Here is a 12,584-nt window from a genome sequence, read left to right as displayed (position 1 = left end):
TTGCCTTCGCGCGATACCGATAAGGCGGCCCGTCCCCATCAAGGTCTCAGAGCAGGCCGCCCATCACGCCGGCCGTGTCGACCATGCGGTTGGAGAAGCCCCACTCGTTGTCGTACCACGAAAGAACGCGCACCAGCTTGCCTTCGAGAACCGAGGTTTCGAGGCTGTCGATGGTGGACGAGTGCGAATCGTGGTTGAAGTCGATCGAGACCAGCGGCTCCTCGGTGTAGCCGAGCACGCCCTTGAGTTCGCCTTCCGCAGCGGCCTTGAGCAGCGCGTTGACTTCCTCGGTGGTGGTGTCGCGGCTCGGCACGAAGGTCAGGTCGACGACCGAGACGTTCGGGGTCGGCACGCGGATCGACGAACCGTCGAGCTTGCCCTTGAGGTCCGGCAGAACGAGGCCGACGGCAACGGCGGCGCCGGTGCTGGTCGGGATCATGTTCATCGCGGCAGCGCGGGCGCGGCGCGGGTCGGAGTGGATCTGGTCGAGGATCTTCTGGTCGTTGGTGTACGAGTGGATCGTGGTCATCAGACCGCGCTCGATACCGATCTTCTCGTGCAGGACCTTGGCGAAGGGCGCCAGGCAGTTGGTGGTGCACGAAGCGTTCGACACGACGGTGTGCTCGGCGGTGAGCGCGTCATGGTTGACGCCGTAGACGACGGTGAGGTCGACGTTCTTGGCAGGCGCCGAGATCAGCACGCGCTTGGCGCCGGCTTCGATGTGCTTCGAGGCCGAGGCCTTGTCGGTGAAGAAGCCGGTGCATTCCAGCGCGATGTCGACGCCGTTGGCGGCGTGCGGCAGGTTCGCGGGATCGCGCTCGGCGGTCACCTTGATGCGCTTGCCGTTGATGATGAGGTCATCGCCGTCGACTTCCACGGTGCCCGCAAACGCACCGTGGACGCTGTCGCGCTTGAAGAGGAGGGCATTGGCCTTGGCGCTGGCGAGGTCGTTGATCGACACCAGCTCGAGGTCATGGTCGGTACGCTCGAGAATGGCGCGGGCGACATTGCGCCCGATACGTCCGAAACCGTTGATCGCAACCTTGGTCGCCATAATCCTAATCTCCTCTTAGGTGGTATTCTTAGCTGCTGAGCTTTTCCAGGACCTGCGGCACGATCGCATCGACGGTGAAGCCGAAGCGCTCGAACAGAACCTTGGCCGGGGCCGAGGCGCCGAAGCGGTCGAGGCCGATGTTGAGGCCGCCATTGCGGCTGAATGCGGTGAAGCGCTCCCAGCCGTGCGTAACGCCCGCCTCGATCGAGACACGCAGGATCGACGGGTCGTTCGGCAGGACTTCGTGCTTGTACGCCGCGTCCTGCGCCTCGAACAGCTCCATGCACGGCATCGAGACGACGTCGGCGCCGATGCCCTGGGCCTGCAGTGCGCCCTGCACCTTCACGGCCAGTTCGACTTCCGAACCGGTGGCGATCAGGATCACCTTGCGGTCACCCTCGGCGCGGCGCAGCGTGTAGGCGCCGCGGGCAGAGAGCATTTCGCCCGAGGTGCGAAGCTGCGGCAGGTTCTGGCGGGTCAGCGCGAGGACCGAAGGCGTCTCGGCGCTTTCCAGCGCGATCTGCCAGCACTCGGCGGTCTCGATGACGTCGGCCGGGCGGAACACGTAGAGGTTCGGGATCAGGCGCAGCGACATGACCGTCTCTACCGGCTGGTGAGTCGGGCCATCTTCGCCGAGGCCGATCGAATCGTGGGTCAGCACGTAGATCACGCGGGTCTGCTGCAGCGCCGACATGCGGATCGCGTTGCGGGCATAGTCCGAGAAGATCAGGAAGGTGCCGCCGTAGGGGATCACGCCGCCATGCAGCGCCATGCCGTTCATCGCCGCCGACATGCCGAATTCACGGATGCCGTAGTAGACGTAGCGGCCGGCGTAGTCCTTGGCCGAGAACGCCGACTGGCACTTGGCCTTGGTGTTGTTCGAACCGGTGAGGTCGGCGGAGCCCCCGACCATCTCGGGCACCAGCGGCGCGAGGACGTTGAGCACGTTCTCCGACGCCTTGCGGGTCGCGACGGTGGTTTCGCTCTCCAGCCAGCCTGCGAAAGTCTTCGCGGCTTCGTCGCCCGAAGGCAGTTCGCCGTTCATGCGGCGGGTCAGTTCCGCGCCCTTGTCCGAAGCGGCAAGGCGGGCGTCCCACTCGGCGCGCAGCTTCGCGCCCTTTTCGCCCAGCGAGCGCCAGTCGGCGAGGATCTCGGCCGGGATCTCGAAGGGAGCGTGGGCCCAGCCGATGTTCTCGCGGGTCGCGGCGATCTCGGCATCGCCCAGCGGCGAGCCGTGGACGTCGTGGCCGCCCTGCTTGTTGGGCGAACCCTTGCCAATCAGCGTGCGGCAGGCGACCAGCGTGGGCTTGTCCGAAGCGGCAGCCTGGCCCAGCGCGCGCTCGATGTCGGCGAAGTCGTGGCCGTCGCACTCGAACACGTCCCAGCCCGAAGCGCGGTAGCGTGCCGGAATGTCTTCCGAAGTCGACAGCGAGGCGTCGCCGTCGATGGTGATCTTGTTGTCGTCCCACAGCACCTTGAGGCGGCCCAGCTTCAGCGTGCCGGCCAGGCCGATCGCCTCGTGGTTGACGCCTTCCATGAGGCAGCCGTCACCGGCGATGACCCACGTGTTGTGATCGACGAGGTCGTCGCCGAAGGTTGCGGCCAGGTGACGCTCGGCCATTGCCATGCCCACGGCCATCGCCACGCCCTGGCCCAGCGGCCCGGTGGTGCATTCGATGCCTTCGATCAGGAAGTTCTCGGGGTGACCGGCGCAGACCGAACCGAGCTGGCGGAAGTTCTTGATGTCGTCCAGCGTCGGGCTGGCGTAGCCGGTCAGGTGCAGCAGCGAGTAGATCAGCATCGAGCCATGGCCTGCCGACAGCACGAAGCGGTCGCGGTCGGCCCACTTGGGCGCCGAGGGATCGAACTTGAGGAACTTGGCGAAGAGCACCGTGGCGACGTCGGCCATGCCCATCGGCATGCCGGGGTGGCCGCTGTTCGCCGCCTGAACCGCGTCCATCGAAAGCGCCCGGATGGCGTTGGCCATCGGCGCAAGACGGTCGGAAGCGAGGGTCATGGGATTACTCCGGGTACGCGCAAAAATGCGGGACGATCTGAATTTCGCGACCCCCTTTAGGCAGAGGTCGCCTCCCGTCAAGTTCACCGCCCGATTTCACCCTCTTCACGCGCAGATCGGATATTGTCCTGCAGTCCGTCGTATCTTCCGCACTATTCAAGCGCAGGCAAGTGACAAGATTGTGAACAACCCGCGCCAACTGCTTGCCCGGCCGCCACAACCGGCGCAGCGCTTGGCCATGGAAAACCCGCTCAAGGGCCGGGCGATCGGCGCGGCCACCGAGGAAAGCGCATCCACGCGCTCCATCTCCCTGCTTGCGCTCGACCGCATCGAGGCCGCATTAACGCGGATAGAGAACGCGGCCCCCACCTGCATTGCCAAGGGCGCGGACTTGCGCCGCCGCCATGAGGATCTGAAGGCCAGCATCAGCCAGTCGCTGTCGGGCCTCGACGATCTCCTCGCCCAGCGCACCCAGGCGGAGGACGCCTGATGGGCAACGTGACACTCGGGATCGGCGGGCGCGAATTCATGCTCGCCTGCGCGGACGGAGAGGAAGCGCATATCCTGCGCCTCGCCCGGCTGATCGATCTCGAAGGCCACCGCCTCGGGCGCGGTCGGGCAGACCGAGACGCGGATGCTGCTCTTCGCCGCGCTGATGATGGCGGACGAATTGCACGAACTGCGCTCTCGCCCCGAACCGCAGGCGGTCCTGCCGATCGAGGTTCCGGCGATTCCGGCACAATTCGCGGAAAGACTGGCGCGCATCGCCTCGCGTGTCGAAAATCTTGCCGACCTTCTTGAGACTGAAGCAGCAAACGCCTAGATAGGGCCTGACGGGATCTGCCCGGCACGTGCCGTTCGAACATCCCTGAGGCTATAAGCAATCCATGGGGGGCTGTCCCTGCCCGGATCCTGGTCCGGAACACATGGTCCCCACCTGACGTCGAGGCGTCAGAGGATTTCTAGGAAACGACCCATGGTGGACCCGTCACCCCCCATCCAGATCACCGATGAGAAAGCTGCCCTGCGCAAGCACTTTCGGCAAGCGCGGGCCGAGCATGTCGAAGCCCTGCCGCAGGGCCTGCGCGCGCTGATTCTCAACCGCCCCCCGCACCGGCCGTTGCACTGGTGCCCGAAGGCGCGACCGTCGGCCTCTATCATCCGGCGACTTCCGAAGCGCCGTCGCTGGGCTGGGCGCGCTGGCTGTCGGAGAACGGCCGCCGTATCGCCCTGCCCTTCTTCCCCGCGCGCGCAGCGGCCATGGAGTTCCGCTTCTGGGACAATCCTTGGGACGACGAAGCCCTCGAACCGGGGCCGTGGCGGGCACTTCAGCCTACGGGCAAGAGCGAGAGCGTGGTGCCGGATGTCGTGATCGTGCCACTGGTGGCGTTCACCGCCGAGGGCCATCGCCTCGGCCAAGGCGGCGGGCATTACGACCGCTGGCTGGCGGCCCATCCGCAGGCCACTGCGATCGGGCTTGCATGGGACTGCCAGTTGGCCGAGGAACTGCCCGTCGAAGCCCACGACCGGCCGCTCGCCGCCGTGGTCACGCCGACGCGGATATATGGCATATAAAGAGGACCTGACATGCGCGAAACACCGACCTGGCGAATCCCCTTCGGGGTGCTCCTGCTGGTCGTCGCGCTGGGGCTCTATGCCATGCTCATCGCCAGCTACGTGGCCGCGCTGATCGGTGAGTGGAATGCCCTTGCCCAGACGCCGGTGTACATCGTGCTGGGCGTGGTGTGGCTGCTGCCGCTCAAGCGTTTCCTGATCTGGATGGAAACCGGACGCTGGAGCGCTCCGGTTACGACCAAAGCCAACTGATCCCGCCGCCGTCATTGCGAGCGTAGCGAAGCAATCCAGAGCCGCGCAAACCGCCCTGGATTGCTTCGCTACGCTCGCAATGACGAAGGGTGGGAACGGCCGGAATATATCCAGAAACGAAAAAGGCCGAGCGTGAGCCCGGCCTCTTCATTCGATCGCTGCTGGAACCACTTCCATGAGAAGTGGCGCGAGTGACGGGGCTCGAACCCGCGACCTCCGGCGTGACAGGCCGGCACTCTAACCAACTGAGCTACACCCGCGCAGCAATATATGTGAGGTTTTTGGACTACCTCAAGTCACTGGATTACCAGCATTTTTCCCAAGTGGCGCGAGTGACGGGGCTCGAACCCGCGACCTCCGGCGTGACAGGCCGGCACTCTAACCAACTGAGCTACACCCGCGTTCTTGCGGTTGCGTCCGCTTGGGAGCGCCGCCACTAGGCCAGCCTCGCAGGGCTGTCAACGGCTTTGCGGAAGGCTTTTTCATTTTTTCGGCGACAGTGGAAATTAACCTTATTTTCGCGAGTGGCGACGCAGTCTTGCACCGGGGCCGCGCTGGGCGGCCGGGGAGAATCGCCCGTGATTACAGCCAAGCGCATCCTCTGCACGCTATCCCTGACGGCCGCCGCCTTCACCGGCAGCACTCTTTCCGCCGAGGCCCGCAGCACCAGCGCAGTCGCCACCGACAGCGCCGTCTTCGTGGAACGTGTCGATGCGCTCAACGGGCGCAGGCTGGAACCTGCCAGCATGCTCACACGCGGGGACCGGGTCGTGACCGTAGTGACGTGGCGGCGCATGCGCGGCACCGGCGGCTTCGTCCTGACCAACCCCCTGCCCGCCCGTCTCGCCTACCAGCGCAGCGCCAGCGACATGCAGGAAGTGTCGGTCGATGGCGGTCGCTCGTGGGGCCGTCTGGAGGCGATGCGCGTCGACGGACGCCAGGCGACGCCCGAGGACGTCACGCATGTGCGCTGGCGCATCCCCGCGAGCTACGCGGCGCTCGGTCAGGGACGTATCGCCTATGCGGGCGTGGTGCGGTAAAGGCGACGATCGAACCGTCGTCCCGGACTTGATCCGGGACCGCTGGCCGTGAGCAATCCACCTTGCTGCGCTCATCCGGGCTCTCGCCTAAAGGCCGCCAGCGGTCCCGGATCAAGTCCGGGACGACGTTAGCACTTTTCGTATTTCCAATTGCGCTTTCTGCCCTCGGCGATCCACTCAACCGCCTGAGCCATGCGCTTCTCGCGCGTCGCGGCGATCTTCGCCTCGGTGATCCATTCGAGATAGTCGCGCCGTGCCGAAGACGTAAACGCCTCGTAATGCGTCCTTGCAGCGGGAACCCCGTCCAGCGCCGCCGCGAAGTCATCCGGCATGGCGATTTCGGGCTTGGGCTTGCGGGCCTGTTTTACCGCCGTGCCTTTGGCTTGCACCCGCCCACGCGCAGCCTGCAGCTTCCGTACAAGCTCGGCTTCGTCCGGCAAGTCGGCAATCGCGGTGATGCGCCCGAACTGGCCCATCGCATCACCCTGGCGCCCGTCTCCGTGAATGACGAAAGTACAGTGCGCCTTGAACGCCGCCATCCCGGCGACGTTCTTTGCGTTCACGAGGAAGTGCGGCATCCCCCACTTGATCGCCTCTTCGGCATCGGGGAGCGCGCGGTGAGCCAGTTCACGCAGATGTTCGAGGATCGGGCGGGCGAAATCCGCGGCTTTGGCGATATACTCGTCTACGCGCGGATCGCTGCCCATCTGCCCTCTCCTACCCCGCGAGGATCAGCGCCGGGGCCTCGATCAGTTTCCTGAGGTCCTGCGCGAAGCTCGCCGCATCCCAGCCATCTACCACACGGTGATCGCAGCTCATCGAGATATTCATGAGCTTGCGCTTCTCGATGCGCTCGATGCCGTCGGCGCCCTTCACGAACATCGGCCGCTCGACGATGCGGTTGGGGCCGATGATGGCGACTTCGGGGCGGTTGATGACAGGCGTGGTCGCCACCCCGCCCATCGGACCAAGCGACGTCAGGGTGATCGTCGAGCCCGAAAGCTCCGACGACTTCGCCGAGCCATCGCGCGCGGCGTTGGCGAGACGGGTGATCTCCGCCGCCAGCTGCCACAGATTGCGGTCCTGCGCATCGCGGATCACCGGGACCATCAGGCCGCCCGGGGTCTGCGCCGCCATGCCCAGATGCACCGAGCCGTAGCGCGTCACCACGCCTGCCTCGTCGTCGTAATGGGCATTGAGCATCGGGTACTTCGGCAGCAGCTTGCAGATCGCCGTGATCAGGAACGGCAGCATCGTCAGCTTCGGCCTGTCCCCGCGCCCGGCATTGAGCTGCGCGCGCGTCTCCTCCAGCGCGGTGACATCGTACTCCTCGACATAGGCGAAGTGCGGGATGTTGCGCTTGGAGGCGGCCATGTTCTCGGCGATGCGGCGGCGCAGGCCGATGACACGGACCTGCTCGTCCTTGCCTTTCATACCTGCGGGCTGGAAGCCGCCGCTGGCGTTGTAGGAGAGGAAGGCGTCGAGGTCGGCATGGCGCACGCGGCCATCCTCGGCGGGGCGCACTTCGCCAAGGTCGATGCCGAGATCACGGGCACGCTGGCGCACGGCGGGGCTGGCGAGAACCTTGGCGTGAGGGGCGGGCTTTGTCGCGGGCGTGGGCGCGCGGGCTTCGGCAGGCTCAGCCTGAGCGGGTGTGGGAGTCGGAAGAGGCTCTACAACCACCTCCGCTCGTGCTGAGCTTGTCGAAGCACCAGCCACCACCTTCTCAACATCGCCCGCATCCGGCGTCTCGACTTCGATCCGCTCCTCGACCACCTCGGCCTTCGGAGCAGGCGCGCTCTGTTTTCGATCGGCCTCCTCGTTCCCCGCGCCTTCGATCTCGATCACCACCAGCGGCGAGCCGATGGCGATCACGTCGCCCGCCTCGCCCGCCACTTCGACGACCTTGCCCGAAACCGGGCTTTCCATCTCGACGGTGGCCTTGTCGGTCATCATGTCGGCAAGGCGGCCGTCTTCCTCGACGGTATCGCCGACCTTGACGTGCCAGGCGACGATCTCGGCCTCGGCGATGCCTTCCCCGATGTCGGGCAGGCGGAAAATATAGCGTCCCATCCCAGTTATTCCTTCATGAGCCGATCGACCGCCTCGCCGATGCGGACGGGACCGGGGAAATAGGCCCACTCGAGGCTGTGCGGATACGGCGTGTCGAAGCCGGTCACGCGCTCCACGGGGGCTTCGAGGTGATAGAAGCAGCGCTCCTGCACCAGCGTCACCAGTTCGGCGCCGAAGCCGGAGGTGCGGGTCGCCTCGTGTATCACCAGGCATTTCCCCGTCTTCTCCACCGACTTTTCCACAGTCGCCATGTCGAGCGGGACGAGCGTGCGCAGGTCGATGATCTCGGCATCGATGCCCTTCTCGGCCAGCACCGCCTCGGCGACGTGAACCATGGTGCCGTAGGACAACACCGTCAGCGCCGCACCTTCGCGCACGATGCGCGCCTTGCCGAGCGGGATCTTGTAGTAGCCCTCCGGCACCAGGCTGCCGGGATGGCCCTTCCACGTCCGCGAGGGCTTGTCGTAATAGCCGTCGAACGGGCCGTTGTAGATGCGCTTGGGCTCGAAGAAGATGACCGGGTCGTTGTCCTCGATCGCCGCGATCAGCAGGCCCTTGGCATCGTGCGGGGTCGCCGGGATCACCGTCTTGAGGCCCGCGACGTGCGTGAACATCGCCTCCGGGCTCTGGCTGTGCGTCTGGCCACCGAAAATACCACCGCCGAAGGGCGAGCGGATGGTGATCGGCGAGGTGAACTCGCCCGCCGAACGATAGCGCATGCGCGCCGCCTCGGAGACGAGCTGGTCGAGGCCGGGATAGATGTAGTCCGCGAACTGGATCTCCGGCACCGGGCGCAGGCCGTAAGCTGCCATGCCGACCGCCGCGCCGACGATCCCGCATTCGTTGATCGGCGAATCGAACACGCGGTTGCGGCCGTACTTCTTCTGCAGACCGGCGGTAGCGCGGAACACGCCGCCGAAATAGCCGACGTCCTCGCCCAGAATGACGATGTCGGGATCGCGGGCCATCATGATGTCGAGCGCGTCGTTGATCGCCTCGATCATGTTCATCGAACGGGTCGGCGCGTCCTGGAGGCTCAACGCATTCTCTTCGGTCATGCGCCTTCTCCCTTCCATTCGGGCCATTTGATCTCACGCTCGCGGATGGCCTGCGCGGCCTGCTCCTCGAGGTGCCAGGGCAGTTCCTCGAAGACGTCCTCGAACATGGTGTGGAACGGATGGTGCAACCCGTGGCCGAGGACACCGTTCTTCTCGGCCTCCTTGGTCGCCACCTTCACCTGCTCGACCAGTTCGCGGTCCATCGCCTCCTGCTGCGCCTCCGACCACTCGCCAAGTGCGATGAGGTGCTTCTTGAGGCGCATGATCGGATCGCCGAGCGGCCATTCCTCGCGCTCCTGCGCGGAGCGATAGGCGCTGGGATCGTCGGAGGTGGAGTGCCCCTCGGCGCGGTACGTGAAGTGCTCGATCAGGGTCGGCCCCTGATTGGCGCGGGCACGGTCAGCGGCCCAGCGCGAGGCGGCATAGACCGCCAGCGCATCGTTGCCGTCCACCCGCAGCCCGGCAATGCCGTAGCCGGCCGCGCGTGCCGCGAAGGTCGTGCGCTCCGCCCCGGCAAAGCCCGAGAAGCTGGAGATCGCCCACTGGTTGTTGACGACGTTCAGCACCACCGGCGCGTTGTAGACCGCAGCGAACGTCATCGCCGCGTGGAAGTCGCCCTCGGCGCTCGATCCCTCGCCGACGAAGGCGGTGGCGATGCGGGTATCGCCCTTGATCGCGCTGGCCATCGCCCAGCCCACCGCCTGCGGGTACTGCGTGGCGAGGTTGCCCGAGATGGAGAAGAACCCGTAATCCTTGGCCGAGTACATGACCGGCAACTGGCGGCCCTTCAACTTGTCCGCGCGGTTGGAGTAGATCTGGTTGACCATCTCCACCAGCGGATACCCGCGCGAGATCAGGATGCCCTGCTGGCGATAGGTCGGGAACACCATGTCGTCATGCGCGAGCGCATGGGCATGGGCGACCGAGATCGCCTCCTCGCCGGTGCACTTCATGTAGAAGCTGGTCTTGCCCTGCCGCTGCCCACGGTACATCCGGTCGTCGAACGCGCGGGTCAGAGCCATCGTGCGCAGCATCCGCCGCAGCGTCTCGGCATCGAGGCCCGGGTTCCAGGGGCCGACCGCGCGATCCTCTTCATCGAGGACGCGAATCATGTCGGTGGTCATCGGCCAGGTTTCGCTGGCCGGGCAATTCTCGTCCGGGCGCCCCAGTTGTCCTGCAGGCGGCACCGGGAGGTGCGAATAATCGACGACGTCGCCGGGCCGGTAGCGTGGCTCGGGTACGTAGAGTTCCAGCGGCGGGAGATTCCCGCGCGCCCTTCCCGTATCTGGTGCCGTTTTTTCGGCCATTTCAATGCTCTCCCGCCAAGGTCGGGCCGTCGGAACCCGCCCCGCAACAGGCGAAGCAAAATTCCACGGTTAAGTCATATTATTTCAAACCTTGGTAATGTCAATTACACCGCAACCGGCGCGGCGATATGCGCCTGGGGGGCATATCCGGCGACTTCGAAGTCCTCGATCCGGTAGTCGAAGATCAGATCGGGACGCCGGACGATCGCCATAGTCGCCTCGCCTTCCGGCTCGCGCGAGAGCTGTTCTTCGACCAGCGCCGCATGGTTGAGGTACAAGTGGACATCACCACCGGTCCAAACGGCCTCACCCGGCTCGAGGTTGCATTGCTGCGCCATCATCCGCGTCAGCAGGGCCAGCGACCACATGTTGAAGGCGAAGCCGAGGCCGAGGTCGCAGCTGCGCTGATAGAGCAGGCATGAGAGCCGCCCGTCCGCGACATGGAACTGATAGGTCTTGTGACAAGGCGGTAGCGCCATCGAATCGAGTTCGGCGACGTTCCATCCCTCGATGATATGGCGGCGGCTACCTGGATTTTTGCGCAGGCTCTCGACCACCTGCGCCACCTGGTTGATGCCGGGACCGCGCCGGAACAGACCCTCGCCGACCGGCTCGTACGTGTCCCAGTCCACCCACTGCTTGCCGTAGACCGGACCGAGATCGCCCCAGGCCTCGGCGAACACCTCGTCCGCCACGATCTGCGCGGAGAAGTCCTTGCGGCTGATCTCCTCGCCCGTTTCGCGGCGGTAGCGGTCGAGCGGCCAGTCGGTCCAGATTTCCACCCCTGCGCGCAGAGCGGACGGATATTGGTGTTGCCCGTCAGGAACCACAGCATCTCGCGCGTGGCGGTCTTCCAGTAGACGCGCTTGGTGGTGAGCAGCGGCATCGCACCGCCCGAAAGGTCGAACCGGATCGTCGCGCCGAAGACCGAGCGCGTGCCGACCCCGGTGCGGTCCTGCCGCTCGTCGCCCTGCTCCCAGATGCGGCGCATGAGGTCGAGGTATTGCCATTCCCAATGCGGGGTTGCGGTGGAGGCGGTGCGAAGCGCGGTCGTGGTCATGGCATCAGACTATCCGCCCGCGCGCGCCGGCGAAAGCACCCGCGCGCGATGCTCCCCAGCGCAATCAGCCACCATTTTCACAAGGTTGAAGTTTTTGCCGAAAAGCCCCTTGCCACCCCCGGAAGTGCCCTATATAGGCGCCCTCCTGCCCGGGGCGGTCTTCGGATTGCCCCTCCGGTCGGGGAATAGCTCAGCCTGGTAGAGCACTGTCTTCGGGAGGCAGGGGCCGGAGGTTCGAATCCTCTTTCCCCGACCACTTTATACGAGAACGGCGCGTCGCAAGACGCGCCGTTCGTCGTTTCAGGCCCCGACTTTTACACGTCTCAGCGCGAAAAATAGCGCGAGCGCATTTCCGCCACCCGCGCCCGCGCATCCGCGACGGCGCGTTCCTCGATCGCCATCAGGACGTGTTCGATCGAGCCCTCCAGATGCATCCGCACCGCCGCTCGCGCCCGTCCCGGGTCGCGCGCCTTCAGCGCGGCAAGAATCTCCACGTGCTGCTGCAGACTGTAGCGGTAATTGCGGCTACGGGCTTCCTCCAGCATCCGGCGACATTCCGTCGAGCGCGAGCGCATGTCCCACAAGTCGCGCACGCTGCGCTCCACCGCGAGGTTGCGGGTGGCATGCGCCATAGTCATGTGGAAATCGGTCAGCCCAGCCTGCCAGTCCTCGAACGAGCCGTCCTCCCGACGCATCGCGGCGACGGCGCTGTCCAGTCGCGCCAGTTCCTCGTCGGTGATGTTGGCGGCGGCGAGCGAGGCGGCTTCGCCCTCGAAGATCAGCCTCGCCTGCACCAGTTCCATCGGCGTCACTTCGGCCGGGGAGCGAGGCTCGTCCTCCGGCAGCCGCAGGACATAGGCGCCCGACCCGATGCGGACCTCCACCACGCCCATGACCTCCAGTGCCAGCAGCGCCTCGCGCACGACGGGGCGGCTGACGCCCATGGTGAGCGACAAGTCCCGCTCGGCCGGCATGCGCGCGCCGACCGGATGGCGCCCGGCGCGAATCTCGTCCATCAGTCGCGCCGCGACCTTGCGATAGAGGCGCGGCGACGGCGATCTGTCCTGTGCACGGTCCAACGCTATCCCTCCCTGCGGTCCGACCGGTTATTCCGGTTTCGCGAAATCTGTCTTACCAGTCGCCCGTAA

General features: G+C 65.7%; 12 protein-coding genes, 3 tRNA genes and 2 pseudogenes. 7 read left to right on the top strand and 10 right to left on the bottom strand.

The features are described from left to right. Positions 1–46: 46 nt before the first annotated feature. A complete protein-coding gene (gap, locus tag KZO24_RS05170) occupies positions 47–1,054 on the bottom strand; it encodes a type I glyceraldehyde-3-phosphate dehydrogenase (RefSeq protein ID WP_008829032.1) in 1,008 nt (335 codons plus the stop codon). Positions 1,055–1,082: 28 nt separating this feature from the next. Further along, a complete protein-coding gene (gene tkt / locus KZO24_RS05165) occupies positions 1,083–3,071 on the bottom strand; it encodes a transketolase (protein ID WP_271181024.1) in 1,989 nt (662 codons plus the stop codon). 25 nt (positions 3,072–3,096) lie between these two features. On the opposite strand from tkt, the gene KZO24_RS05160 reads away from it, so the two are divergent. The 5 genes and pseudogenes from KZO24_RS05160 to KZO24_RS05140 all read left to right on the top strand — a co-directional run bounded on the left by KZO24_RS05160 (position 3,097) and on the right by KZO24_RS05140 (position 4,898). Next, entirely contained in the window at positions 3,097–3,561 is a 465-nt protein-coding gene (locus KZO24_RS05160) for a hypothetical protein (protein WP_486486941.1), read from the top strand. Next, a pseudogene (locus KZO24_RS05155) lies at positions 3,561–3,623 on the top strand (cell division protein ZapA); the annotation flags it as partial. The gene KZO24_RS05160 and the pseudogene KZO24_RS05155, both read left to right, overlap by 1 nt. Positions 3,624–3,705: 82 nt before the next feature. Then, positions 3,706–3,894, top strand: coding sequence for a hypothetical protein (locus KZO24_RS05150; protein ID WP_486486940.1), 189 nt, complete (start codon positions 3,706–3,708; stop codon positions 3,892–3,894). Positions 3,895–4,199: 305 nt separating this feature from the next. Next, on the top strand, positions 4,200–4,646 hold the full coding sequence (locus KZO24_RS05145; protein ID WP_486486939.1) for a 5-formyltetrahydrofolate cyclo-ligase: 447 nt from the start codon (positions 4,200–4,202) through the stop codon (positions 4,644–4,646). A gap of 12 nt (positions 4,647–4,658) precedes the next feature. Continuing rightward, entirely contained in the window at positions 4,659–4,898 is a 240-nt protein-coding gene (locus KZO24_RS05140; protein WP_271181028.1) for a DUF2842 domain-containing protein, read from the top strand. A 183-nt stretch (positions 4,899–5,081) separates the two neighbouring features. On the opposite strand, the gene KZO24_RS05135 is transcribed toward KZO24_RS05140, so the two are convergent. Beyond that, positions 5,082–5,158 (bottom strand) — tRNA-Asp (locus tag KZO24_RS05135). Between the two features lie 64 nt (positions 5,159–5,222). Then, positions 5,223–5,299, bottom strand: a tRNA-Asp gene (locus tag KZO24_RS05130). A gap of 177 nt (positions 5,300–5,476) precedes the next feature. Between KZO24_RS05130 and KZO24_RS05125 the strand changes: the two genes are divergently transcribed. Beyond that, positions 5,477–5,938 carry a hypothetical protein gene (locus tag KZO24_RS05125; RefSeq protein ID WP_069707639.1) on the top strand — a complete coding sequence of 154 codons (462 nt, stop codon included), beginning with the start codon at positions 5,477–5,479 and terminating at the stop codon, positions 5,936–5,938. Between the two features lie 128 nt (positions 5,939–6,066). Here the strand turns inward: KZO24_RS05125 and KZO24_RS05120 are convergent, their stop codons facing one another. The 5 genes and pseudogenes from KZO24_RS05120 to thyA all read right to left on the bottom strand — a co-directional run bounded on the left by KZO24_RS05120 (position 6,067) and on the right by thyA (position 11,436). Further along, the gene (locus KZO24_RS05120; RefSeq protein WP_271181029.1) at positions 6,067–6,645 is read right to left on the bottom strand and encodes a YdeI/OmpD-associated family protein; all 579 of its coding nucleotides are present in this window, start codon (positions 6,643–6,645) and stop codon (positions 6,067–6,069) included. A gap of 10 nt (positions 6,646–6,655) precedes the next feature. Then, the gene (locus tag KZO24_RS05115; protein ID WP_271181030.1) at positions 6,656–8,011 is read right to left on the bottom strand and encodes a dihydrolipoamide acetyltransferase family protein; all 1,356 of its coding nucleotides are present in this window, start codon (positions 8,009–8,011) and stop codon (positions 6,656–6,658) included. Between the two features lie 5 nt (positions 8,012–8,016). Then, a complete protein-coding gene (locus tag KZO24_RS05110; RefSeq protein ID WP_271181031.1) occupies positions 8,017–9,069 on the bottom strand; it encodes an alpha-ketoacid dehydrogenase subunit beta in 1,053 nt (350 codons plus the stop codon). Continuing rightward, positions 9,066–10,376 carry a 3-methyl-2-oxobutanoate dehydrogenase (2-methylpropanoyl-transferring) subunit alpha gene (locus KZO24_RS05105; RefSeq protein ID WP_008832329.1) on the bottom strand — a complete coding sequence of 437 codons (1,311 nt, stop codon included), beginning with the start codon at positions 10,374–10,376 and terminating at the stop codon, positions 9,066–9,068. Before KZO24_RS05105 ends, KZO24_RS05110 begins: the two co-directional genes overlap by 4 nt. Before the next feature lie 104 nt (positions 10,377–10,480). Beyond that, positions 10,481–11,436: pseudogene (gene thyA, locus KZO24_RS05100) on the bottom strand (thymidylate synthase). Positions 11,437–11,615: 179 nt separating this feature from the next. Between thyA and KZO24_RS05095 the strand changes: the two are divergent. Next, positions 11,616–11,692, top strand: a tRNA-Pro gene (locus KZO24_RS05095). A gap of 67 nt (positions 11,693–11,759) precedes the next feature. Here the strand turns inward: KZO24_RS05095 and KZO24_RS05090 are convergent. After that, positions 11,760–12,515, bottom strand: coding sequence for a FadR/GntR family transcriptional regulator (locus tag KZO24_RS05090; protein WP_486486938.1), 756 nt, complete (start codon positions 12,513–12,515; stop codon positions 11,760–11,762). Positions 12,516–12,584 lie beyond the last annotated feature (69 nt).

It is taken from the genome of Novosphingobium sp. NFX11, assembly GCF_057376415.1.
This window is presented reverse-complemented; position numbering and strand designations above follow the sequence as displayed.

Coding starts and splice junctions, on each gene's coding strand:
- KZO24_RS05105 (WP_008832329.1), bottom strand. CDS start 10,376: ATGGCCGAAAAAACGGCACCAGATACGGGAAGGGCGCGCGGGAATCTC.
- KZO24_RS05120 (WP_271181029.1), bottom strand. CDS start 6,645: ATGGGCAGCGATCCGCGCGTAGACGAGTATATCGCCAAAGCCGCGGAT.
- tkt (WP_271181024.1), bottom strand. CDS start 3,071: ATGACCCTCGCTTCCGACCGTCTTGCGCCGATGGCCAACGCCATCCGG.
- gap (WP_008829032.1), bottom strand. CDS start 1,054: ATGGCGACCAAGGTTGCGATCAACGGTTTCGGACGTATCGGGCGCAAT.
- KZO24_RS05150 (WP_486486940.1), top strand. CDS start 3,706: ATGCTGCTCTTCGCCGCGCTGATGATGGCGGACGAATTGCACGAACTG.
- KZO24_RS05115 (WP_271181030.1), bottom strand. CDS start 8,011: ATGGGACGCTATATTTTCCGCCTGCCCGACATCGGGGAAGGCATCGCC.
- KZO24_RS05160 (WP_486486941.1), top strand. CDS start 3,097: ATGCGGGACGATCTGAATTTCGCGACCCCCTTTAGGCAGAGGTCGCCT.
- KZO24_RS05110 (WP_271181031.1), bottom strand. CDS start 9,069: ATGACCGAAGAGAATGCGTTGAGCCTCCAGGACGCGCCGACCCGTTCG.
- KZO24_RS05140 (WP_271181028.1), top strand. CDS start 4,659: ATGCGCGAAACACCGACCTGGCGAATCCCCTTCGGGGTGCTCCTGCTG.